This window comes from Robertmurraya sp., from assembly GCF_036676585.1.
In the GTDB taxonomy this organism is placed as follows: domain Bacteria; phylum Bacillota; class Bacilli; order Bacillales; family Cytobacillaceae; genus Robertmurraya_A.
Genome location: NZ_JAKFCQ010000026.1, coordinates 21,317 through 42,476, shown reverse-complemented (window position 1 = coordinate 42,476; position 21,160 = coordinate 21,317). Strand labels below are relative to the sequence as shown.

Below are 21,160 nucleotides of genomic sequence, written 5' to 3'. Positions count from 1 at the left end.
ACGCTAATGAAGTTCATAAGGAAAATAGGTAAACTAATAATATAACGTGGTGATGTTAAGAAAAATTACATGGTTTTATTTGTAGGGAGTGAAGGGGATGGCCATTCAAGTTAATAAACAATTAATCGAAGAGGGACAAGTGGGAGCAGTGATTGAATGGCTTGCTTCTATTGGAGAAACAGAAAGTGGGGGTGTAACAAGACTTCTGTATTCACCAACCTGGCTAGAGGCACAGGTAGCATTAAAAAATATGATGGATCAAACGAAGTTATATACGTATTTTGATAGCGTGGGAAATTTATTTGGTAGACTACCAGGTAAAGATGGAAATGAAAAATCGATTCTGACAGGCTCTCATATTGATACGGTAGTGGACGGTGGAAAGTACGATGGTTCATACGGTATTATTGCAAGCTTATTAGCTACGGTAAGGCTGTTTCACAGATATGGATACCCAAGAAAAACGATAGAAGTGGTTTCTTTATGTGAAGAAGAGGGAAGTCGCTTTCCATTAACCTTTTGGGGGTCAAGGAATATCAGTGGTGCATATAACCTTTCTAGAGTGGAGAATGTCACGGATGGAGAGGGTATTTCGTTTTTAGAAGCAATGAAGCAAGCGGGCTTTGATCCAAAGTCATACGCATCACCGGTTCGAACAGATATAGAGAGATTTGTAGAAATTCATATAGAGCAAGGAATGATTCTTGAACGAAATCAAAACCAAATCGGTATTGTTACACATATAGTAGGTCAGCGTCGTTATACCATTCGTATTAAGGGTGAAAGTAATCATGCCGGAACAACTCCTATGCAGTTTCGAAAAGATGCAGTAAGCACTGCTTCACATCTAATTTCTTTTTTAACAGAAAAAGCAAAGCATACAGATCCTATGTTAGTTGCTACGGTTGGTAGATTAAACGTAAAGCCGAATGTACCCAATGTAGTAGCTGGCGAGGTAGAATTTAGTTTAGATATTCGGCATCATCAGGAAGAAATTATTGAGCAATATTGTCAAAAAATTTTTACAGAGTTTAAGCGTATCTCTGATGTTTTAAATATAGAAGTTGACATAGCGCAATGGATGGACGTGAAGCCTGTGAAAATGGATGAAGAAATGTGCGAGTGGGCAAGTGAGATTGCAGAAAGAAAACGATACCGTTATCAAAAAATGATCAGCGGGGCTGGGCATGACGCACAAGTTTTTGGTGGAACTTGTCCGACTTCCTTATTGTTTGTACCTAGCCGTGCTGGAATTAGTCATTCACCACAGGAATTTACGAATTTGGAAGATTTGGAGACAGGTATTGAGTTATTAACAGATGTTTTATATAAATTAGCTTATTAAAGGAGTGAATCATGTTGGCTTTTTCACCGTTGCATACACCAATGCGTACAATTATGACGCCAGGACCTGTTGAAGTCGATCCTCGTGTCTTACGTGCGATGAGTACACCTATTTTAGGACAGTTTGATCCCGCTTTTACAGCTATTATGAATGAAGTCATGGAAATGCTTCGTCAAGTTTTTCAAACAAAGAACACATGGGCTTTTCCAATTGATGGTACCTCGAGATCGGGAAATGAGGCCATTCTTTGTAGCATCATCGAACCTGGAGATCGGGTCTTAGTTCCGATATACGGGAGGTTCGGACATTTATTAGTAGAAATTTGTGAACGGTACGGAGCAGATGTGTACACGGTAGAGTGTCCATGGGGTGAAGTATTTGATCCTAAAGTGGTCATTGAAGAGATTGAAAAGGTGTCACCTAAAATTGTAGCTATTGTTCATGGGGAAACATCAACCGGTAGATTGCAACCGCTTGAAGAGATTGGAAGGGCATGTCGAGAAAGAGATGTGCTGCTCGTGGTGGATGCTGTTGCATCTATCGGAGGGGTTGAGGTAAAAACCGATGAATGGTGCATAGATGGAATTATTGGTGGTACGCAAAAATGTTTATCTGTTCCATCTGGGATGGCTCCTATTACGTATAACGAACGTATTGAAAACATTTTATACGCTCGGAAAAAGGTGGAGCGAGGAATTGCTACTGAGCAGGATTTGAATTATAAGAGAAGTAAGAATTCCATTGCAAGTAATTATTTTGACTTAAGTATGCTCCAGGATTATTGGGGTCCGCGAAGACTCAATCATCATACGGAGGCAACCTCAATGATCTATGCTTTGCATGAAGGTTTAAGGCTTGTTTTATTAGAAGGACTAGAGAATCGCTTTACTCGGCATCAGTACCATGAAAGGGCGTTAATAGCGGGGATAGAAGCGATGGGATTAAAGCTCTTCGGTGATTCAGGGAATAAGCTGCCATGTGTTACCTGTATAGAGATTCCAAAGGGAATAGACGGGGAATCGGTTAGGAAAATGTTACTTGAAGCATTTAGTATTGAAATTGCTTCCTCTTTTGGTCCTCTTCATGGGAAAATTTGGAGGATTGGTACGATGGGATATAGCTGTCGAAAAGAAAATGTTCTTGCTGTACTTGGCGCATTGGAAGCCGTATTAATTCGACATGGAGTGAATGTTCATCGGGGAGATGCTTTGCAGGCGAGCTTAGATGTTTATATGAGTGAGAATCAAAGTTTGCTAAAGTTATAGTAGAGGTGAGGATGGTATGGCTAAATATGATCTTTTAATTCGTAATGGTTTGGTCGTATTTTCAGATGAAGTGACTCAAACAGATATAGCCGTAAAAGATGGTGTCATTGTAAAACTGGAGGTCGGAATGGTCGCAACTGCACTAGAGGAGCGGGATGCAACTGGTATGTATATTTTTCCTGGTGTGATTGATGTACATGTTCATTTTAGTGACCCTGGAAGGGAACAGTGGGAAGGGTTTGAGACAGGCTCGAAAATGATGGCTGCCGGAGGTTGCACCACCTTTTTTGACATGCCTTTAAATGGAATACCTTCAACTATTAATTACAGAGCGTTACTTGAAAAGGCGGAAATTGGACAAAAAAAATCTGTTGTTGATTTTGCGTTATGGGGCGGGCTGGTCCCTAATCATGAAAAAGAGATAAAAGGACTAGCGGAAAATGGAGCAATAGGCTTTAAAGCCTTTCTATCAGAAACGGGCAATGATGAATTTGAGAGGGCAGATGATTATACATTATTAAATGGGATGAAGGAAATTTCTTCACTAGGTAAGATTTTGGCGTTACATGCTGAAAGTGCTCCGATTACCAACTGGCTGCAGAAGGAAAAACAGAAAAAAGGTTTGGTAAGCCCAGACGATTACCTGGAATCCCGTCCAACCATCGCAGAAGCAGAGGCAGTTGAAAGGGCCATATCCTTTGCAAAGCTGACTGGATGCGCCTTGCATTTTGTTCATATTAGTAGTGAAGCTGCAATTGTAAAGATTGAAGCAGCTAAGCTAGATGGGATGGATGTAACGGTTGAAACCTGTCCTCATTATTTATTATTTTCTCATCAGGATCTTGTGGAAAAGGGACCCGTTGCTAAATGTGCTCCGCCATTAAGGGAGAAAAAAGAACAAGAAAGACTCCTTCAATTATTAATAGATGGAAAGTTTGATATGATATCTTCTGACCATTCTCCTTGTCCTTTTTCAATGAAAGACCCTTCTGTTTACAATTTGTTTGAAGCATGGGGAGGCATTAGCGGTGGGCAATTTACGTTATTATCGATGATTGAGTTAGCAGTCAACCATAATATTCCTTTTACAAGGGTGGCAGAATGGACATCAGAAGCACCTGCTAAACGATTTCACCTTCATTCAAAAGGTAGTATCCAAGTAGGAATGGATGCGGACTTTGCGATCGTATCAATGAATTATTTTAAAGTAACAGAGAATAATTTCTTCGCCAAGCATAAACAGAGTCTTTACTTAGGTCATACCTTTCCATGTCAAGTAACAGCAACATACAATAGAGGGAAGTTAATTTTTGATAATGGGGATTTTATTGAGTCTGGTAGCTTCGGAAAGTGGCTGCATGAAAGTGATATTAGTTAGTAAAGTTATTTTACAAAAAAGCAAAGGAAAAGTTCCTTTGCTTTTTTTGTTCAACAAATCTTAAACCTTACCATCTAAAATTGTGGTAAAATAGTATACTGTTCTAGTTTTAGAAAAGTGAAGTCACATATGTATTAGGTTGATTTCTTCTTAATTAAGTAGGTGAAATAATGAGTAGAGTGATTATCGCTGAAAAGCCATCTGTTGCTAAAAATATTGCAGATGCATTAAAAATTAAAGGCAGACAAGATGGATATTACGAAGGTAATGGATATATTATTACATGGGCGTTTGGACATCTTTTACAGCTTTACGATGCAAAAGATTATGATGAGAAAATGGCTAGATGGAATATGGAAAACTTCCCTTTTATTCCTCCTAACTTTCGGTACAAAGTAAAAAGTGACCCAAGGAATAAAGAGAAAGAAGATTTGGGTGCAAGAAAGCAACTAAAAATTATCTACAATTTAATCAAACGAAATGATGTGGAAATGGTCATATCTGCTTGCGACTATGACCGAGAAGGTCAAATTATCGGGGATACGATCATTTATAACCTTAAAACACAAAAGCAAGTGTACAGATTGTTACTTAATGAATGGACACCCGATGAGGTGTTAAAAGGGCTTCAACAAATGAAGCCTAATGTAGAGATGAGGCCTCTTCAAGATGCTGGAATCGGTCGTCAATGGGCTGATTGGGTGATCGGGATTAATTTGACTTCCGTTGCGACATTAAAGTACCAAAAGGGGAAGGGAAAGGCACTTAATATAGGTAGAGTTCTTTTGCCAACCTTAAAAATTATTTATGATCGTGATCGAGCAATAGAAAATTTTAAACCGGAAGAATTCTTCAAATTGGCTGCTACCTTCAAAACGCAAGATGGTGAAGAGTATGAAGGTAGTTATGTTGAAAGCGAAGAAGATAAGTTTTCTAATAAAGAGGACTTAGATAAAATTCAGCAAGCTTTGAAGGGTCAGTCAGCAACAATTGCAGATAAACAAGTGGAACGGAAGAGAGAGTATCCTCCCTATTTATTCAATCTGTCTAATTTACAGGGGTTTATTACAAGTAAATTTAAAGGCTGGACATCAGATAAGGTCTTAAAAGTAGCCCAATCCTTGTATGAGAAGAAGTATATTACGTACCCTAGAACTGCTAGTGTCGTATTAGAGGAAAGTCTTGTTGGAAAAACAGCAAAGGTTTTAGAAAATATAACTAAAGGGCTCCCCTTTGAGAATGAAGTTAAGTTTTCGAAGCTAAAGAGAGTGTTCGATAATTCAAAGGTTGAAAGCCATAGCGCGATTATTCCAACCTATTTACTACCTAAATCGCTAACAAAAGATGAAGAAATTGTGTACCATGCTATAAAAAACCGTCTAATTATGCAATTTATGCCGGTTGCTGAACATGAAGAAACCAAGATCATGACAAAAATGAATACCCCTGACATCAATGGTGTATTTGTATCAAAAGGACGGGTACAGCTTGTTGAAGGGTGGAGAAAGGTGGAAAAAATTGAATCGAAAGATAATATTTTACCACTTGTAAAAGTTAATGATCTGGTTGAGATGGTTGATCACAAGCTTACTTCACATGCTACGAAACCACCAAAGCACCATACCGAAAAGACGTTGCTTAAAGTAATGGAGACTTGTGGAAAAGGACAGGGCGATGAAGAAAGTGAAGAAATGATGGCTGCTATCTTAAGTGGTTATAGCATTGGTACTCCAGCTACAAGGGCAGAAACTATTAAGAAATTAAAGGATATCGGATACATTGAGACCCAAAATAAGAGTTTGATTTGTTCCGAACTTGGTAAAAATTTGGTTGAGACTTTCCCTGTGAAAGAATTATTTGACTTAGAATTTACCGGCCGTCTAGAAAAAACATTATCAGATATAGAAAAACAAAAGTTTACGAAAGAAAGCTTCTTGAATTTAATATTTGAGTTCACAACAAATGCTGTAAACACCATTAAAAATGAAAAAGCTATTATTATTAATGAAGTGACTTATGAAAAGAAATCAATTGACGCATTAGGAAAATGCCCCGCCTGTAATCAAGGAAGTATTATAGAGGGGCAAAAAGGTTTTGGCTGTAACAACTGGAAAAATGGCTGTAAATTTGTTATTTGGAAAAATGATAAATTTTTGGCTGCCTTAAAGAAAAAGCCATCAAAAACTATGGTGAAAATGCTCTTGAAGAATGGGACAGCCACCGTAAAGGGTCTAACGAGTAAAAAAGGAAATAAATTTGATGCAAATATGCGCTATGAAAAAAATCCTGACAATGAGTACTATAGCTGGAAGATGGAATTTTTGAAGTGAGAGTGGTTGATTGGAGGGGAATTCCCTTGTCTCCATTTTTTAACTATAGTAAACTTTTAATATTGATGATGCACGCGGGAGGGTCAATGGATGCCAACACCGAGTATGGAAGATTATATTGAACAGATATACAATTTAATTGAAGAAAAAGGCTATGCACGAGTTTCGGACATTGCGGAAGGTTTATCTGTTCATCCCTCTTCGGTTACGAAAATGGTTCAAAAGCTAGATCGAGATGAGTATTTAGTGTACGAAAAATATAGAGGGCTTGTACTAACTCCAAAGGGTAAAAAAATTGGTAAAAGACTCGTTTATCGTCATGAGCTACTTGAACAGCTTCTTCGAACAATTGGTGTAAAAGAAGAAAATATTTATGATGACGTGGAAGGAATTGAGCATCACTTAAGCTGGGATGCGATTGATCGGATAGGTGACCTCGTCCAATTTTTTGATGAGGACGAAAGTCGAATGGAAGCGTTAAGAGAAATTCAAAAGAAAAATGAAGAGAACTAAAAAGAGAGCGATATACCGCTCTCTTTTTTTATTCCCATATATACGGAGTTTGTTGGTATACAAAGTAGTTAAGCCAGTTTGAAAATAATAAATGTGCGTGGGAACGCCAACGATTTGCTGGAATTTGATTTGGGTCATTGTTAGGGAAATAATTTTCCGGAACATGGATATCTAATCCCTTTTTTTGATCTCTTAAGTACTCTTCAGATAGGGTTGTCGATTCATATTCTAAATGTCCCGTAATCATGATTTGTTTGCCCTCATTGGCACTAATGATAAACGGGCCTGCTTCCTCTGAACTCGATAACAATCTGAGCGAAGGGTGGTTCATGATTTCCTCGACTTCCACATCTGTGTATCTGGAGTGAGGTGCGAGATACTCATCATCAAATCCCCTTAATAATAAATCGACAGGAACATGCACGCGGTGAGTAAATATGCCGGAACATTTTCTTGATAGCTCATACTTTCCAATACCGAAATGGTGATACAATGCTGCTTGTGCCCCCCAACAAATATGTAAGGTTGAAGTGACATTCGTTTTTGACCAGTCCATGATCATTTTTAACTCTTCCCAATAATCAACTTCTTCAAAGGATAAGAGTTCTACTGGTGCTCCTGTGATAATAAGTCCATCATACTTGCGGTGCTTAATCTCAGAGAATGCCGTGTAAAATTGGTCAAGATGCAATTGGCTTGTATTTTTTGCTTGATGAGTAACGGTTTGTAAAAACGAAATATTAACTTGTAGAGGGGTGTTCCCTAGAAGTCTAAGTAACTGAGCCTCTGTTTTTTGCTTTTCTGGCATTAAATTTAGGATGAGAATATTTAACGGACGAATGTCCTGGTGGTTCGCTCTCTCGTCGTCCATAATAAAGATATTTTCAGATTCCAGTATTTCTCGAGCCGGTAAAAGCTTCGGAATTTTGATTGGCAATGAATTTCAACCCCTTTATTCAATATTCAGGCTATTTATATTATATACTGGATTTTTTTAGTATCAAGGATAATGATCAAAGAACTTAAAAAAAGAGTGGATACAGGAACATTTGCAAATGGTACAATATACATTGAAAAAATACAGGCATGGAGGTAACATCATTGAACATCAAGGTTAGCGTAAAAAGTGATATTGAAATTGCACAATCTGCAGAAATGAAACCAATCATTCAAATTGCTGAAAAAATAGGATTAACAGATGATGACCTCGAGTTATATGGAAAGTATAAGGCTAAACTTTCATCTGACACATTAAATAAAATCCAAGGAAATCCAAACGGCAAAATCATTCTTGTAACAGCAATTAATCCGACTCCCGCAGGAGAAGGGAAGTCTACTGTAACAGTTGGATTAGGAGATGCTTTTTCTCAACTTGGAAAAAAAGTAATGATTGCTATGAGGGAACCATCCTTAGGGCCAACGATGGGAGTTAAGGGTGGAGCCGCTGGTGGTGGATATTCTCAAGTACTGCCGATGGACGAAATAAATTTACATTTTACAGGCGACCTACACGCCATTACGACCGCAAACAATGCATTAGCCGCTCTAATTGACAATCATATCCAACAAGGAAACGAACTACAGATCGACCAACGTAGAATTGTTTGGAAGAGAGCACTCGATTTAAATGACCGTGCTTTAAGGAATGTAATTATTGGGTTAGGCGGACCGATGCAGGGTGTACCTCGTGAGGATGGATTTGATATTACAGTCGCATCCGAAATTATGGCTGTACTCTGCTTAGCGAAAGATCTAAAGGATTTAAAGCGAAGACTGTCTGAGATGGTAGTAGCTTACAATATGGAGAAACAGCCGGTAACTGTTTCACAACTTGGTGTAGAGGGTGCTCTCGCGCTCATATTAAAAGATGCGGTCAAACCAAATCTTGTACAAACGATTGAGCATACTCCAGCGCTCGTTCATGGTGGACCGTTTGCTAACATTGCCCATGGCTGTAACTCTGTCATTGCTACCACAGCCGCATCTAAGCTTGCTGATTTCGTTATTACAGAAGCTGGATTTGGTGCTGACTTAGGAGCAGAAAAGTTTTTACATATTAAAGCAAGAAACGGAGATGTATTACCGGAGGCGGTTGTTGTCGTAGCAACGATTAGAGCTCTGAAGATGCATGGCGGTGTTGGTAAGCAGGATCTAAATAATGAAAATGTTGAAGCGCTAATTGCTGGCTTTGCTAACTTGAAAAAACATGTACAAACGATCAGAAGTTTCGGATTACCTGTCGTTGTTGCTATAAATAAGTTTATATCAGATACCAATCTTGAAGTGGACACCTTATTGGAATTGTGTGAAAAGGAAGGTGTACAAGTTGCCTTAACCGAAGTATGGGAAAAGGGTGGAAAAGGTGGTATTGCTCTAGCAGAAAAACTGTTAAAAGCCATCGAAAGTCATAATGAAGAATATGCTCCTTTATATAATGTAAGTGACTCGATCGAAGAGAAGATCCGTTCAATTGTTCAAAAGGTGTATGGAGGAAAGGATGTCGAGTTCTCATCAAAGGCGAAAAAGCAAATGAAGGACTTTGAGCAATATGGATGGGACGGCCTTCCGATTTGTATGGCCAAAACACAATATTCCCTTTCAGATGACCCGAGTAAACTTGGTAGACCAACCGATTTTACCGTTTCGGTAAGAGAATTAAAACCTTCGATCGGTGCTGGTTTCCTTGTTGCTTTAACAGGGGACGTAATGACGATGCCAGGTTTACCGAAGCAACCAGCCGCGTTAAAAATGGATGTTGATGATAAAGGAAATGCAATAGGATTATTCTAATCGAATGATGATGGATGAGGTATTTTAATATGTTTGATCCAACGGCTTTTGATAATATTAAGGTGGTTTTGGAAGGTGCCCTTTATGACCTAGATTTAGAGGGTCAAATATGCATCGTTGATCGAAACGACATTGTAAATGTAGCAAAGCTTTCGCGACAATCAGAGATGACCATAAAGAAGAATAGGGATAGTAAGAGTAGCTGTACAGTCGTTTTACGTGCAGATATTTCGAATTTAGCTGCAGAGTTACACCCAAAGTTGCAATCAGAAAAGGATGCGGGCTGCCATTTTAAAATGGTTTTCTCTATCCTAGAGCAACGTTCTTTTGATATAAGAATTTTGGAGGTTCTCCAATCCATTTGGGGGAAGGATAGAGAGTATCATTGTAAGATCATCTCTGACCCGCTCCAAGATCAGTCTGGCAATAAAGTAGAGGTAGAAGTTAATTTTAAAAGACTCATTTATGAAGAGCAAATGGAAGATTTAACGGTGCTTGCAGATGTTATATTACAATCCTTAGATAAACTTGAACTAGATGTAAAACATTAGGAGGAGTTAAGGGATGACGGTGTATCAGTTTGAAGCGAAGAAAATTAATGGTCAAACGATTTCTCTTTCGGAATATAAGGGTGACGTTCTATTAATTGTAAACACAGCTAGTAATTGTGGGTTTACCTCTCAATACAAAGAACTTCAAGAGCTTTATGAACAATATAAAGAAAAAGGATTCACTGTGTTAGGTTTTCCATGTAATCAATTTATGAATCAAGAACCAGGTACCGAGTCCGATATCCAGTCATTTTGCGAAATGAATTTTGGAGTAACGTTTCCATTGTTTTCAAAGGTGGATGTAAATGGAAAAAATGCGCACCCACTTTTTCAATATTTAACGGAAGAGGCACCAGGAGTACTAGGGATGAAAGCTGTTAAATGGAATTTCACTAAGTTTTTAGTAAACCGTTCGGGTGAGGTAGTGGAAAGATATGCACCTAATACGAACCCAATAGAAATATCAGAAGATATTGAAAAGCTGATTTAATATAAAACCCTTGCAGTCGCAAGGGTTCTTAATTAGCTGTAATTTTCTGAATTATCTTTACATAGTTAATAATTATTAATACTATAAAATTAATAGGGGGGAATTAGAATGAAGAAAATTGCCTGGGTTACGGACAGTACCGCTTGCTTAGATGAAGAACTAACCAATCATCCAGATGTTTTCACCGTGCCAATGACGATCGTTTTAGACGAAAAGGAATATAAGGATGGAATCGATTTAACAGCAGAAGAACTCTATGCGAAATTGAAGCATCTTCAAGTTCCACCAAAAACGTCTCAACCATCTGTAGGTGAGTTTGTATCATTGTTTGAAAAGCTAGAAGGACAGTATGATCACGTGTTCTCCATTCTCGTATCAGCTAAATTAAGCGGTACGGTCTCTTCAAGTGTTCAGGCGGCCAGTATGGTGAATACACCGGTCACAACAATCGATTCAAAGATACTCTCTTATCCCCTTTCCCGGATGATTAAGAAAGGAATGGAATGGATTGAGGCTGGTAATTCCGTTGAAGAGGTTGAACAAAAGTTAAGTGAGCTTGCCAACACGAACGAGACATTTGTTTTAATCGGGAGTTTGGAACAATTACACAGAAGTGGGCGGATGAACGGATTATCCTTTTTCCTTGGCAGCATGCTAAATATTAAACCGATCATTTCCATTGAGGACGGCGTATTACAGGCAAAAGAGAAAATTAGAAGTGAAAGCAAAGGAATGGAGAAAATCATCTCTTATCTTCAAGCTTCCATTGAGGCTTATGCTATAAAAGAAGCCTATATTTTATACGGGCTTCATGATACGGAAGCGAGAAAATGGCATGATGAATTGTGTAAACGTTTCCCTGATGTTGCATTCGGTATTTATCCTTTAGGTGCAACGATCGGTGTCCACGCAGGAGAAAATACAATCGGAATTAGCTGGTTTAATAGACTGTAAAGGGAGTGCGTCCTTTGTGCACTTCCTTTTCTTTTTCGAAAAAAAGAAGTTCATGGTAGAATATGAGTGGAAAGAATGAGGTGGTGTAATGAAGCAAGTAATAACCAAGACAGAAGAGTTTGTCAAACGAGAAATGTACGCAGATTCAACTGGTCATGATTGGTTTCATATTGATAGAGTACGGAATATTGCTTTGCAAATTCATGAAAAGGAAAAGATGGGAGATCCTTTCATTATTGAGTTAGCTGCTCTACTTCATGATATTTCTGACGAAAAATTACATAGCTCGAAGGAAGAGGGAGAAAAGAAGCTTACTTCCTTTTTGAGTCAGTTACCATTAGATGAATTGAAGAAAAACCATATTAAAGAAATCATTGAAACCATTTCATTTAAAGGTGGAAATAATCGAAACATCACAACTGTTGAAGCAGCCATCGTCCAAGATGCTGATCGCTTAGATGCGATAGGAGCGATAGGGATAGCCAGGGCATTTGCTTATGGAGGAAAAAAAGGTCAGCCTATTTATGATCCGACCATTATTGTCCGAACAAGCATGACAAACGAAGAGTACCGGAAAGGAAATTCTTCCTCTATTAATCATTTTTATGAAAAGTTACTAAAGCTAAAAGAAAAAATGAATACAAAATCAGGAAGAGAAATAGCAGAAAGACGACATGCATATATGGAAGATTTCTTACATGAATTTTACAATGATTGGAATGGAAAACGTCAATGATTAGTATCGAAAACGTGACAAAAACATATGGAGAAAAGGAATTATTCAATGGAATTTCTTTTACAATAAGCGCGAAAGAAAGAGTTGGACTTATTGGAGTAAACGGGACAGGAAAGTCCTCATTATTGAAAATAGTAGCAGGCGTTGATTTTCCAGATTCAGGAGAAGTAATTGCTCCTAAAGATTATCGAATTGCTTATTCTGAGCAAAATCCGGATCTCAATCCAGAATTAACGGTCCTTGATCAGGTTTTTGCTGGTGAGGCACCTGTTTTAAAGCTTCTAAAAGAGTACGAAGAAACTCTTCTAGAGCTTAATAGAGTCCCGGATGATAGTGAAATTCAGGAAAAACTTTTTGACTTACAAAAGAAAATGGATGCTTTAGATGGATGGGATGCAAGTACGAACGCAAAAACGATTTTAAATAAGCTTGGAATTGAAGAGTATGAAAAAAAGATTGGAGAATTATCTGGTGGCCAGAAAAAGCGAGTGGCTCTTGCTCAAGTGTTAATTCAATCTCCAGATTTACTGATTCTAGATGAGCCTACCAATCACTTAGATTTCGAATCGGTGAAATGGCTTGAAGATTATTTAAGCCGTTATACAGGTGCCTTGTTGCTTGTAACGCATGATCGATATTTCCTAGACCGTGTAACGAACCGCGTGTTTGAACTAGAAGGTGGCAAACTATACAGCTACAAAGGAAATTATGCGGACTTTCTAGAAGCTAAGGCCATTCGTGAAGAAAATGAAGCAGCCACTCTTGAAAAACAAAAAAATCTATTCAGACGAGAGCTTGAGTGGATTAGACGAGGGGCAAAGGCACGAACAACAAAGCAGAAGGCAAGAATTCAACGTTTTGAAAAGCTGGATGAGAATTTAAGCTCCGTAAAAACTTCGGAAAAGCTAGATTTATCTTTATCAGGCAGCCGCTTAGGTAAGCAAGTATTCGAATTAAAAGATGCAACAAAAACGTATGATTCCAAAGTTATCCTTAAGTCTTACGATTTACTAGTGAAACCTCATGACAGAATCGGAATTATTGGGAAAAATGGTACAGGAAAATCAACCTTATTAAATATTCTAGCTGGTAAAATCCCTCTAGATTCAGGTGAACGAATCATCGGCCAAACAGTGAAGGTTGCTTTTTATACTCAAGAAAATGAAGACATGGACATTTCAAAACGGATGATTGAATACATCAAAGAAACGGCACAGGTGATTAATACTTCTGATGGAAAAACGATTTCAGCGACTCAAATGCTAGAAAGATTTCTTTTTCCATCATTCACTCACGGCACCCTAATCAGAAAGTTATCAGGGGGAGAAAGACGTCGCTTGTATTTATTAAAGCTGTTAATGACTGAACCGAATGTTTTGTTATTAGACGAACCAACGAATGATCTAGATACTCAAACACTGACTGTACTTGAGGACTATTTAGAAGAGTTTCCTGGAGTTGTCATTACGGTATCCCATGATCGCTATTTCTTAGATAAAGTGGCGGAACAATTGCTTGTGCTTGAAGGTAATGGAGTGATTGAATCTTATTATGGAAACTACAGTGAATTCCTTGAAAAGCAAGTAGAAAAGCCAGTGGTTCGAGCAAGTGCAGCAGAGAAACCTGTGGAAGAAGAAAAAGCAAAGAAGAAGCGTATGAGTTATAAGGAAAAGCTTGAATGGGAATCCATTGATTCTGATATTGAAAATGCGGAAAAAAGAATTGAAGAAATTGCTGTAGAGATGGGAAAAACAGGCAGTGATTTTGAAAAGGCTCAAGCTTTAATGGAAGAGGAAAATGCTTTAAACGAAAAACTTGAGTATTTGATTGAGCGTTGGAGCTATTTATCAGAAATTGCAGAGAATAGTTAAATAAAAGAACAAGGGAAGGATGAAGAGGTTTGAACATACGATCCATTGAACCAACTCCTAGTCCGAATACGATGAAGGTTATTTTAAATGAAGAGCTTCCAATGGGAAAAAGTAATAACTATAAGAAAGAGACTAGTGCCGGTGCTCCAAAGGTTATTCAGGATATTTTAACCATTGAAGGTGTAAAAGGTGTGTACCATGTAGCTGATTTTCTAGCGGTGGAAAGAAATGCGAAATACGATTGGAAAGAAATTTTACCGAAAGTAAGGCTAGCATTTGGCGAAGAAGCGGAAATAGTGGAACAAGAAGAAAAGATTAATGAGCACTACGGAGAAATACAGGTGCTTGTTCAGATGTATAAAGGAATTCCGATGCAAATTAAGCTAACAGATGGAACAGAAGAAAGACGATATGGATTACCCGAACAGTATAAAGAGGCTGTTTCCAAGGCGCAGGATCCAGAGGATAACGTTGTAATGGTTCGAAGGTGGAAAGAGTTTGGTGTTCGATACGGAGATTTCGATCAAATCGGCCAGGAAGTATTAGAAGAACTAATGGCTGCTTATACAACAGACCGTCTAGACGAACTTATTCAAGAGGCGACGAATAAGGGAACAGCCAAGCCTGTTAAACGCCAGAAGCAGAAGATTGATGTTCATTCATTAAATGATCCGGATTGGCGAAAAAGATATCAGCTTCTTGAACAAATGGACGATCCAGAAGTGGAAGATCTGCCAGTGTTAGAAAAAGCACTAAACGACGAAAAGGCCTCAATTCGGAGATTAGCTACTGTCTATTTAGGGATGATTGAAGACAAGAAAATATTACCGCTCCTCTATAAAGCATTAAAGGATAAAACAGTGACTGTCAGACGTACAGCTGGAGACTGCTTATCAGATTTAGGGTTTGAAGAAGCAATGGAAGAAATGATGAAGGCATTAAGTGATGAGAGTAAATTAGTGCGCTGGAGAGCGGCAATGTTTTTATATGAATTGGGAGATGACCGTGCACTTCCTGCCCTGAAGGCAGCAGAAGAAGATCCGGAATTTGAAGTAAGCTTACAAATTAAACTTGCTATTGAAAGAATTGAATTGGGTGAGGATGCAAAAGGATCAGTTTGGAAACAAATGACGGAAGCAAGAAAACAAAACTAAGAAAATTGCATCATTTGAAATAAATATAGTATGCTAACAATGGATATAGTTAGTAGGAGGGATTTTTTATGTCAATGGCATATGAGGAATATATGAGACAAATGGTAAAGCCAATGCGTGAAGAACTGGTTCATGCGGGCTTTGAAGAGTTACAAACAGAAGAAGAAGTAGAAAACTTTATGAATCAAAATGAAGACACTGCGTTAATCTTTGTTAACTCTGTATGTGGTTGTGCGGCAGGTTTAGCACGTCCAGCGGCAACTCAAGCAGTTGTTAGAACTGACAAAAAACCTGCCAAGCTTGTTACTGTTTTTGCTGGTCAAGATAAAGATGCAACGGCTAAAATGCGTGAGTATTTCGAAGGATTCCCACCGTCATCTCCTTCCATGGTACTTGTAAAAGGGAAGCAAGTGGTTCACTTTATCCATCGCCACGATATCGAAGACCACACAATGGAAGAAATCATGGAGAATCTCCAATCAGCATTTGAACAAAATTGTTAAAGAAAAAGGAATGTCAGCTGACATTCCTTTTTTTCTGAAAGGAAAGAATTGATATGTTTGTCACAACAGCAGGACGAACCAATCCAGACATGATTGAAGAAGCAAAACAGATAGCGTTGGACCTTGAATGTCCCTATCAGGAAAGAAGGAAAAAATCGGTTCAGACACTTCAATCTTTGTATAAGGAAGACTGTATTGTCGTTGGAAAGGAGAGACTGGAGTTATTTTTAATGGCCGGTGAAGAGCCGTTTTTCTTCCATCCAAATTCCTCTATGTTCAGAATTAAAAGACTGCTAAAAAACGAACATGATCCTTTTATTGATGCAACAGGTCTGGAGAAAGGAATGAGTCTTCTTGATTGTACATTAGGACTTGCCTCTGACAGTATTGTTGCAAGCTTTGTCGTTGGACCATCGGGAAAAGTGGTCGGGACAGAAGAAAATAAATACCTAGCATATCTTGTCGGTCGAGGATTAAACAACTGGCAGTCTGGTTTGGCAAAAATGGATGAGGCTATGCGAGCAATTTCAGTACAACATTCAAGTGCACTAACTTATTTAAAGAATATTCCTAGCAATGAGTTTGATTGTGTGTATATTGACCCAATGTTTGAAGAAACAATCTTAGAATCGGACGGAATTCGTGCATTAGCTGAGTTAGCGGCGTACACAGAAGTAAGGGAAGAGTTCATTTCGGAAGCAACAAGAGTGGCGAGGAAACGCCTCGTGCTAAAGGATCATTTTCGTAGCAAGCGCTTCGATCAATTTGGATTCTCTGTTATGAAAAGACCGTCTGCTAAATTCCATTTCGGGATTATTACAAAATGATGATATTTGTTATTTAATCTCCCACTTTCTACTGTAAAAAGAGTATAATATGAGAAAAGAGCCAGTATTTTCTAAATACTCTTAAAGGCTAGTAGAAAGGATTGGAGATCATGCCAAAATGGTTGCAAAAATCCTTCGTCGTGTTGGTTACAATTTTAACATTTGGTTTGGTAACACCATCCCAAACCTTTCTATATAATCAGGCTTCAGCGGATAAACCAACACGTGAAGATTCAGTTAAAGCGGAAACTACATACACTCAAATTGAAGAGATAACTGAAGAAGAGTTAGATAGTAGCGAACAGATCATACAAAGCTGGTTAAATGAAGCAGAAGAGTTATCATACCTAAAATTTGGAAGTAGAATCAAACCTGTTATAGAAGACGAATTCAAACAGATCATCCTCCCGAATATTCATAAAGCGATTGAAGAAGTAGCCGTACAGTACCCAGAAGAAAAACTAGCATACCTAGAATTAAGCGAAGTCGCAACTGGAGGCAACGCTGAAAAAATATTTCACCTGTATAGCAAAGAAAACAACAAAGACATCATCCGCTTCCACGTAAGAAAGGACCATCCACCCCAAAGTGGCTATTGGTTTAACTTTCACTACCACACAAGCGATGACAACTTCGAAGCCCACCACGAACTAGGATCAATCTATTGGGACACGAACACACCACCTAAGTGGATGAGCTAATACGAACCCCTTCTGACTAATGTCAGAGGGGGTATTGTTTTGAAAAAGTGCCTAAATTTGCACCTACAATCACTTGGAACCAAATCTTAACAACAACAAAAATTTTCACCTTCGTGCATTGACCTAACATCAAAATAATTATACCCTTGTAAAAGACTAGTATTTCGTAAAATTTGTGACAGTAGGTGGAAGAATGAAACAATATTTAGAGCTATGTAAGCATGTGTTAGAAAATGGCGTAAAAAAACAAGATCGTACAGGAACGGGCACAATAAGTACATTTGGTTATCAAATGCGTTTTGATTTACAAGAAGGTTTTCCTCTTGTGACAACAAAAAAATTACATTTGAAATCAATCATTCATGAATTACTTTGGTTCCTTCAAGGTGACACGAATATAAAGTATCTTCAAGATAACGGCGTTCGTATTTGGAATGAATGGGCAGATGAAGAAGGGAATTTAGGTCCAGTGTACGGACACCAGTGGAGATCGTGGACGACTTCGACAGGGGAAACAGTGGATCAAATTTCAGACCTAGTTAATCAAATTAAAACAAACCCTGAGTCAAGGCGTTTAATTGTAAATGCATGGAATGTTGGAGATATTGATAAAATGGCACTTCCTCCTTGTCACTGTCTGTTTCAATTTCATGTGGCAGATGGAAAGCTAAGCTGTCAATTATATCAACGTTCGGCTGATGTGTTTTTAGGTGTTCCTTTTAATATAGCGTCCTATGCGCTTTTAACGATGATGGTCGCACAGGTATGCGATCTTGAACTTGGTGAATTTATTCATACATTTGGGGATGCGCATATTTACTTAAATCATGTAGAGCAAGTGGAACTACAGCTTTCAAGACAGCCACATCCATTACCTACTTTGAAAATAAACCCAGAGAAAAAAGACTTGTTTGGTTTTACGTATGACGATTTTGAGTTGGTTAACTATGAGGCACATCCTCATATTAAAGGGGTTGTTAGTGTATGATTTCCCTTCTTTGGGCTATGGACGAGAATCGGGCGATAGGTCGTAACAATCAACTACCTTGGCATCTTCCTGAGGATTTAAAATATTTTAAGAGAGTTACGATGGGGAAGCCAATTGCGATGGGCCGGAAAACATATGATTCCATAGGAAGGCCACTACCTGGTCGAGAAAATATTGTTATTACACGTAGCCAAGGAATAACTATTGAAGGCTGTACAGTTATTCATGATGTAAAAGATTTATTAAAGCGTGATGATGAGGAGCTATTCGTGATTGGTGGCGCTGAAATTTTCAAAGAGATTATTCCTTTCGCAGATCGCCTTTATGTTACGGAAATTCGTGAAGAGTTCGAGGCAGATACGTTTTTCCCGGAATACAATTTATCCGACTGGGAGCTTATCGAATCCACTCCAGGTATGAAAGACGAAAAAAATCCATACAACTATGAATTTCTTGTGTACCAACGTAAGCAGTGAGTAATCACTGCTTATTTTTTATGTTTAAAACGAATACAATCAAGTATAATTAGTGTGGTTACATAATGGAGGGTGAACAAGATGATCAGGCTAATGGCTGTTTTTTTGTACATGAGTGGTTATTTGGTTTATAGCATACCTAAATTGCAAAGAATGAAAAAATTAGATAAACGTTTATCAGTGTCAGAGAGAGATCAGTTAATTCATACGATTCCAAACAAATGGTCGAAAACAATTATGAAGTTGACAGGTTCTAAGGTTAAGGTGGAGGGGATTGAGAATCTTCCTGAAGGTGCGGTTGTAATGATTAGCAATCACGAAGGAGATTTTGATATTCCTACATTACTGGCTAGTATTGAAAAGCCGTTTGGGTTTATATCAAAAGTAGAAGTGAAAAAAGTTCCGATCCTTTCAACATGGATGGAAATCATGAATTGTGTGTTTCTTGATCGAAGCGATCGTAGGAAATCTGTTCAATCGATACGGGAGGCTGTTAAGTTATTAAAAGAGGGTCACTCCATTGCTATTTTTCCTGAAGGAACTAGAAGTAAAGGTGGACCAATCGGTGAGTTTAAATCTGGTGGATTCCGACTTGCTAAGGATGCGAAGGTACCAATTGTGCCAATTAGTATTTCTGGTACATCTGACGTATTCGAAAAAAATGGCCGTTTAGTGAAACCAGCTTCCATCCAGGTGAAGATATTACCTTGTATTCCTTCTTCGATATTTGATCAAAAGGATATGAAGGAAGTTTCGGATTATGTACGAGAGGTAATTATTAATTCTCTAAAGGATGAAAAAATCGCATCATGACAAGCTAGGCTTAACGAGTCTAGCTTTTTTCCTTATTCTGAGAATATTCTGAACCAAGAATAACCTGTTTTATAAATTGAAAAATACAAATTTTTTGATAATACGCTTGAAATGATGGGTGAGAGTGGTATAATGTACTGATTATAACGGGAAAATGGAGGATGGATATGGAACAGAAAGTGATGAAAAAAAGATGGGTGCAGGTTGAAGATATTTTAATAGCGCACCACCAACTCAAAGACATCGTTGCCCATACACCGTTACAAAAAAACGAGCGTTTATCAGAAAAATATGATTGTAATGTGTATTTAAAAAGGGAAGATTTGCAGCACGTTCGCTCTTTTAAGTTAAGAGGTGCTTTTTATAAGATGAAAGCACTTGGTAAGGACAATCTGTCTAATGGGGTTGTTTGTGCAAGTGCAGGGAATCATGCTCAAGGTGTAGCATATGCTTGTCGTCATCTTGGTGTACAAGGGAAAATTTATATGCCAACGACAACACCGAAGCAAAAAGTTGGGCAAGTAGAGTTATTTGGTAGAGGATTTATCGAAATTATTCTTGTTGGGGATACGTTCGATGATTCTTATGCCAAAGCGGTTGAGTGTGCGGAAAAAGAAGGAAGGACCTTCATTCATCCTTTTGATGATGAGCTTGTAATCGCAGGACAAGGAACGGTCGCTGTAGAAATACTGCAGGATTGTGAAGAAACCGTAGATTATGTGTTTGCCAGTATTGGTGGTGGAGGCCTTATGGCGGGTGTGAGCACGTATGTAAAAAGCGTCTCTCCCCAAACAAAGCTAATTGGTGTGGAACCTTATGGTGCACCAGCCATGAAGACCTCTTTTCATAACGAAGTCGTGACTGCTCTAGATGACATTGATAAGTTCGTTGACGGAGCTGCTGTAAAAAGTGTGGGGAGTAAAACGTTTGATACTTGCTATGAGTTATTGGATGATATCCTACTGGTTCCAGAAGGGAAGGTTTGCACAAGTATTTTAGAATTATACAATGAGCATGCCATTGTTGCTGAGCCAGCCGGTGCTTTACCAATTGCAGCTCTTGACCTTTATAAGGATGAAATTAAAGGGAAAAATATTGTCGTAATTATAAGTGGTGGAAATAACGATATCGGTCGTATGCAGGAAATTAAAGAGCGTTCATTGTTGTATGAGGGTCTACTTTATTATTTCATCGTTAACTTCCCACAACGTGCGGGTGCACTTCGTGAGTTTTTAGATGAAGTATTGTCACCAACGGATGATATTACACAATTCGAATATACTAAGAAAAATAATAAAGAAAATGGACCAGCACTAGTGGGGATTGAAATACAGAAGAAGGAAGACTACAAAGGTTTAATTGAAAGATTAAACAAAAAAGGTTTTGCTTTTACAGAAGTTAATAAAGATAGTAACTTATTTAATTTGCTCATTTAATGTATAATGATAAGAGAAAAATGACATCTACTGAAATTG

General features: G+C 38.2%; 20 protein-coding genes. 19 read left to right on the top strand and 1 reads right to left on the bottom strand.

Translation table 11 applies throughout. The annotated features are described in order from the left end of the window. Nucleotides 1–97 precede the first annotated feature (97 nt). From allC to mntR, 5 genes are all read left to right on the top strand, one after another. Nucleotides 98–1,345, top strand: coding sequence for an allantoate deiminase (gene allC / locus ACGLXV_RS02865; protein WP_391557404.1), 1,248 nt, complete (start codon nt 98–100; stop codon nt 1,343–1,345). 11 nt (nt 1,346–1,356) lie between these two features. Then, nucleotides 1,357–2,610, top strand: coding sequence for a pyridoxal-phosphate-dependent aminotransferase family protein (locus ACGLXV_RS02860; RefSeq protein ID WP_391557403.1), 1,254 nt, complete (start codon nt 1,357–1,359; stop codon nt 2,608–2,610). A 16-nt stretch (nt 2,611–2,626) separates the two neighbouring features. Further along, a complete protein-coding gene (locus tag ACGLXV_RS02855) occupies nt 2,627–3,988 on the top strand; it encodes an allantoinase (protein WP_391557402.1) in 1,362 nt (453 codons plus the stop codon). A 170-nt stretch (nt 3,989–4,158) separates the two neighbouring features. Next, on the top strand, nt 4,159–6,318 hold the full coding sequence (locus ACGLXV_RS02850; protein WP_391557401.1) for a type IA DNA topoisomerase: 2,160 nt from the start codon (nt 4,159–4,161) through the stop codon (nt 6,316–6,318). Nucleotides 6,319–6,408: 90 nt separating this feature from the next. Continuing rightward, nucleotides 6,409–6,831: a transcriptional regulator MntR gene (gene mntR, locus ACGLXV_RS02845; RefSeq protein WP_391557400.1), complete on the top strand. Its 423-nt coding sequence runs from the start codon at nt 6,409–6,411 to the stop codon at nt 6,829–6,831. A 28-nt stretch (nt 6,832–6,859) separates the two neighbouring features. Here mntR and metA read toward each other — a convergent pair whose 3' ends face one another. Next, nucleotides 6,860–7,768: a homoserine O-acetyltransferase MetA gene (metA, locus tag ACGLXV_RS02840; RefSeq protein WP_391557399.1), complete on the bottom strand. Its 909-nt coding sequence runs from the start codon at nt 7,766–7,768 to the stop codon at nt 6,860–6,862. Nucleotides 7,769–7,932: 164 nt separating this feature from the next. Here metA and ACGLXV_RS02835 point away from each other — a divergent pair, with 164 nt between their 5' ends. The 14 genes from ACGLXV_RS02835 (at nt 7,933) to ilvA (ending at nt 21,121) form a co-directional block, all read left to right on the top strand. Continuing rightward, nucleotides 7,933–9,621 carry a formate--tetrahydrofolate ligase gene (locus ACGLXV_RS02835; RefSeq protein ID WP_119708863.1) on the top strand — a complete coding sequence of 563 codons (1,689 nt, stop codon included), beginning with the start codon at nt 7,933–7,935 and terminating at the stop codon, nt 9,619–9,621. A gap of 29 nt (nt 9,622–9,650) precedes the next feature. After that, nucleotides 9,651–10,172 (top strand): hypothetical protein, encoded by a 522-nt coding sequence (locus ACGLXV_RS02830; protein WP_391557398.1) that lies wholly within the window; start codon nt 9,651–9,653, stop codon nt 10,170–10,172. Between the two features lie 13 nt (nt 10,173–10,185). Beyond that, nucleotides 10,186–10,662: a glutathione peroxidase gene (locus ACGLXV_RS02825; protein WP_391557397.1), complete on the top strand. Its 477-nt coding sequence runs from the start codon at nt 10,186–10,188 to the stop codon at nt 10,660–10,662. Between the two features lie 108 nt (nt 10,663–10,770). Then, on the top strand, nt 10,771–11,616 hold the full coding sequence (locus ACGLXV_RS02820; protein ID WP_391557396.1) for a DegV family protein: 846 nt from the start codon (nt 10,771–10,773) through the stop codon (nt 11,614–11,616). A gap of 88 nt (nt 11,617–11,704) precedes the next feature. After that, nucleotides 11,705–12,352, top strand: coding sequence for an HD domain-containing protein (locus tag ACGLXV_RS02815; protein ID WP_119708860.1), 648 nt, complete (start codon nt 11,705–11,707; stop codon nt 12,350–12,352). Beyond that, complete coding sequence (locus tag ACGLXV_RS02810; protein WP_391557395.1) at nt 12,349–14,223, top strand: ABC-F family ATP-binding cassette domain-containing protein; 1,875 nt, start codon at nt 12,349–12,351, stop codon at nt 14,221–14,223. Before ACGLXV_RS02815 ends, ACGLXV_RS02810 begins: the two co-directional genes overlap by 4 nt. 29 nt (nt 14,224–14,252) lie before the next feature. Further along, nucleotides 14,253–15,377 (top strand): conserved virulence factor C family protein, encoded by a 1,125-nt coding sequence (locus tag ACGLXV_RS02805; protein WP_391557394.1) that lies wholly within the window; start codon nt 14,253–14,255, stop codon nt 15,375–15,377. Between the two features lie 68 nt (nt 15,378–15,445). Further along, nucleotides 15,446–15,880 (top strand): BrxA/BrxB family bacilliredoxin, encoded by a 435-nt coding sequence (locus tag ACGLXV_RS02800; protein WP_391557393.1) that lies wholly within the window; start codon nt 15,446–15,448, stop codon nt 15,878–15,880. Nucleotides 15,881–15,933: 53 nt separating this feature from the next. Beyond that, nucleotides 15,934–16,707 carry a class I SAM-dependent methyltransferase gene (locus ACGLXV_RS02795; protein ID WP_391557392.1) on the top strand — a complete coding sequence of 258 codons (774 nt, stop codon included), beginning with the start codon at nt 15,934–15,936 and terminating at the stop codon, nt 16,705–16,707. A gap of 110 nt (nt 16,708–16,817) precedes the next feature. Further along, nucleotides 16,818–17,408: a YpjP family protein gene (locus tag ACGLXV_RS02790; RefSeq protein ID WP_391557391.1), complete on the top strand. Its 591-nt coding sequence runs from the start codon at nt 16,818–16,820 to the stop codon at nt 17,406–17,408. Between the two features lie 193 nt (nt 17,409–17,601). Continuing rightward, on the top strand, nt 17,602–18,396 hold the full coding sequence (locus tag ACGLXV_RS02785; RefSeq protein ID WP_391557390.1) for a thymidylate synthase: 795 nt from the start codon (nt 17,602–17,604) through the stop codon (nt 18,394–18,396). Beyond that, complete coding sequence (locus ACGLXV_RS02780; protein ID WP_391557389.1) at nt 18,393–18,872, top strand: dihydrofolate reductase; 480 nt, start codon at nt 18,393–18,395, stop codon at nt 18,870–18,872. Before ACGLXV_RS02785 ends, ACGLXV_RS02780 begins: the two co-directional genes overlap by 4 nt. Nucleotides 18,873–18,953: 81 nt before the next feature. After that, entirely contained in the window at nt 18,954–19,685 is a 732-nt protein-coding gene (locus ACGLXV_RS02775) for a lysophospholipid acyltransferase family protein (RefSeq protein ID WP_391557388.1), read from the top strand. 167 nt (nt 19,686–19,852) lie between these two features. Next, the gene (gene ilvA / locus ACGLXV_RS02770; RefSeq protein WP_391557387.1) at nt 19,853–21,121 is read left to right on the top strand and encodes a threonine ammonia-lyase IlvA; all 1,269 of its coding nucleotides are present in this window, start codon (nt 19,853–19,855) and stop codon (nt 21,119–21,121) included. The last annotated feature ends 39 nt before the right edge of the window (nt 21,122–21,160 follow it).

Excerpts from the sequence above, each read along its gene's own strand:
- ACGLXV_RS02795 (WP_391557392.1), top strand. The coding sequence starts at position 15,934 with ATGTTTGTCACAACAGCAGGACGAACCAATCCAGACATGATTGAAGAA.
- ACGLXV_RS02800 (WP_391557393.1), top strand. The coding sequence starts at position 15,446 with ATGTCAATGGCATATGAGGAATATATGAGACAAATGGTAAAGCCAATG.
- allC (WP_391557404.1), top strand. The coding sequence starts at position 98 with ATGGCCATTCAAGTTAATAAACAATTAATCGAAGAGGGACAAGTGGGA.
- ilvA (WP_391557387.1), top strand. The coding sequence starts at position 19,853 with ATGGAACAGAAAGTGATGAAAAAAAGATGGGTGCAGGTTGAAGATATT.
- ACGLXV_RS02825 (WP_391557397.1), top strand. The coding sequence starts at position 10,186 with ATGACGGTGTATCAGTTTGAAGCGAAGAAAATTAATGGTCAAACGATT.
- ACGLXV_RS02850 (WP_391557401.1), top strand. The coding sequence starts at position 4,159 with ATGAGTAGAGTGATTATCGCTGAAAAGCCATCTGTTGCTAAAAATATT.
- ACGLXV_RS02775 (WP_391557388.1), top strand. The coding sequence starts at position 18,954 with ATGATCAGGCTAATGGCTGTTTTTTTGTACATGAGTGGTTATTTGGTT.
- ACGLXV_RS02790 (WP_391557391.1), top strand. The coding sequence starts at position 16,818 with ATGCCAAAATGGTTGCAAAAATCCTTCGTCGTGTTGGTTACAATTTTA.
- ACGLXV_RS02860 (WP_391557403.1), top strand. The coding sequence starts at position 1,357 with ATGTTGGCTTTTTCACCGTTGCATACACCAATGCGTACAATTATGACG.
- ACGLXV_RS02820 (WP_391557396.1), top strand. The coding sequence starts at position 10,771 with ATGAAGAAAATTGCCTGGGTTACGGACAGTACCGCTTGCTTAGATGAA.
- ACGLXV_RS02855 (WP_391557402.1), top strand. The coding sequence starts at position 2,627 with ATGGCTAAATATGATCTTTTAATTCGTAATGGTTTGGTCGTATTTTCA.
- ACGLXV_RS02810 (WP_391557395.1), top strand. The coding sequence starts at position 12,349 with ATGATTAGTATCGAAAACGTGACAAAAACATATGGAGAAAAGGAATTA.
- mntR (WP_391557400.1), top strand. The coding sequence starts at position 6,409 with ATGCCAACACCGAGTATGGAAGATTATATTGAACAGATATACAATTTA.
- ACGLXV_RS02815 (WP_119708860.1), top strand. The coding sequence starts at position 11,705 with ATGAAGCAAGTAATAACCAAGACAGAAGAGTTTGTCAAACGAGAAATG.
- ACGLXV_RS02780 (WP_391557389.1), top strand. The coding sequence starts at position 18,393 with ATGATTTCCCTTCTTTGGGCTATGGACGAGAATCGGGCGATAGGTCGT.
- ACGLXV_RS02830 (WP_391557398.1), top strand. The coding sequence starts at position 9,651 with ATGTTTGATCCAACGGCTTTTGATAATATTAAGGTGGTTTTGGAAGGT.
- ACGLXV_RS02785 (WP_391557390.1), top strand. The coding sequence starts at position 17,602 with ATGAAACAATATTTAGAGCTATGTAAGCATGTGTTAGAAAATGGCGTA.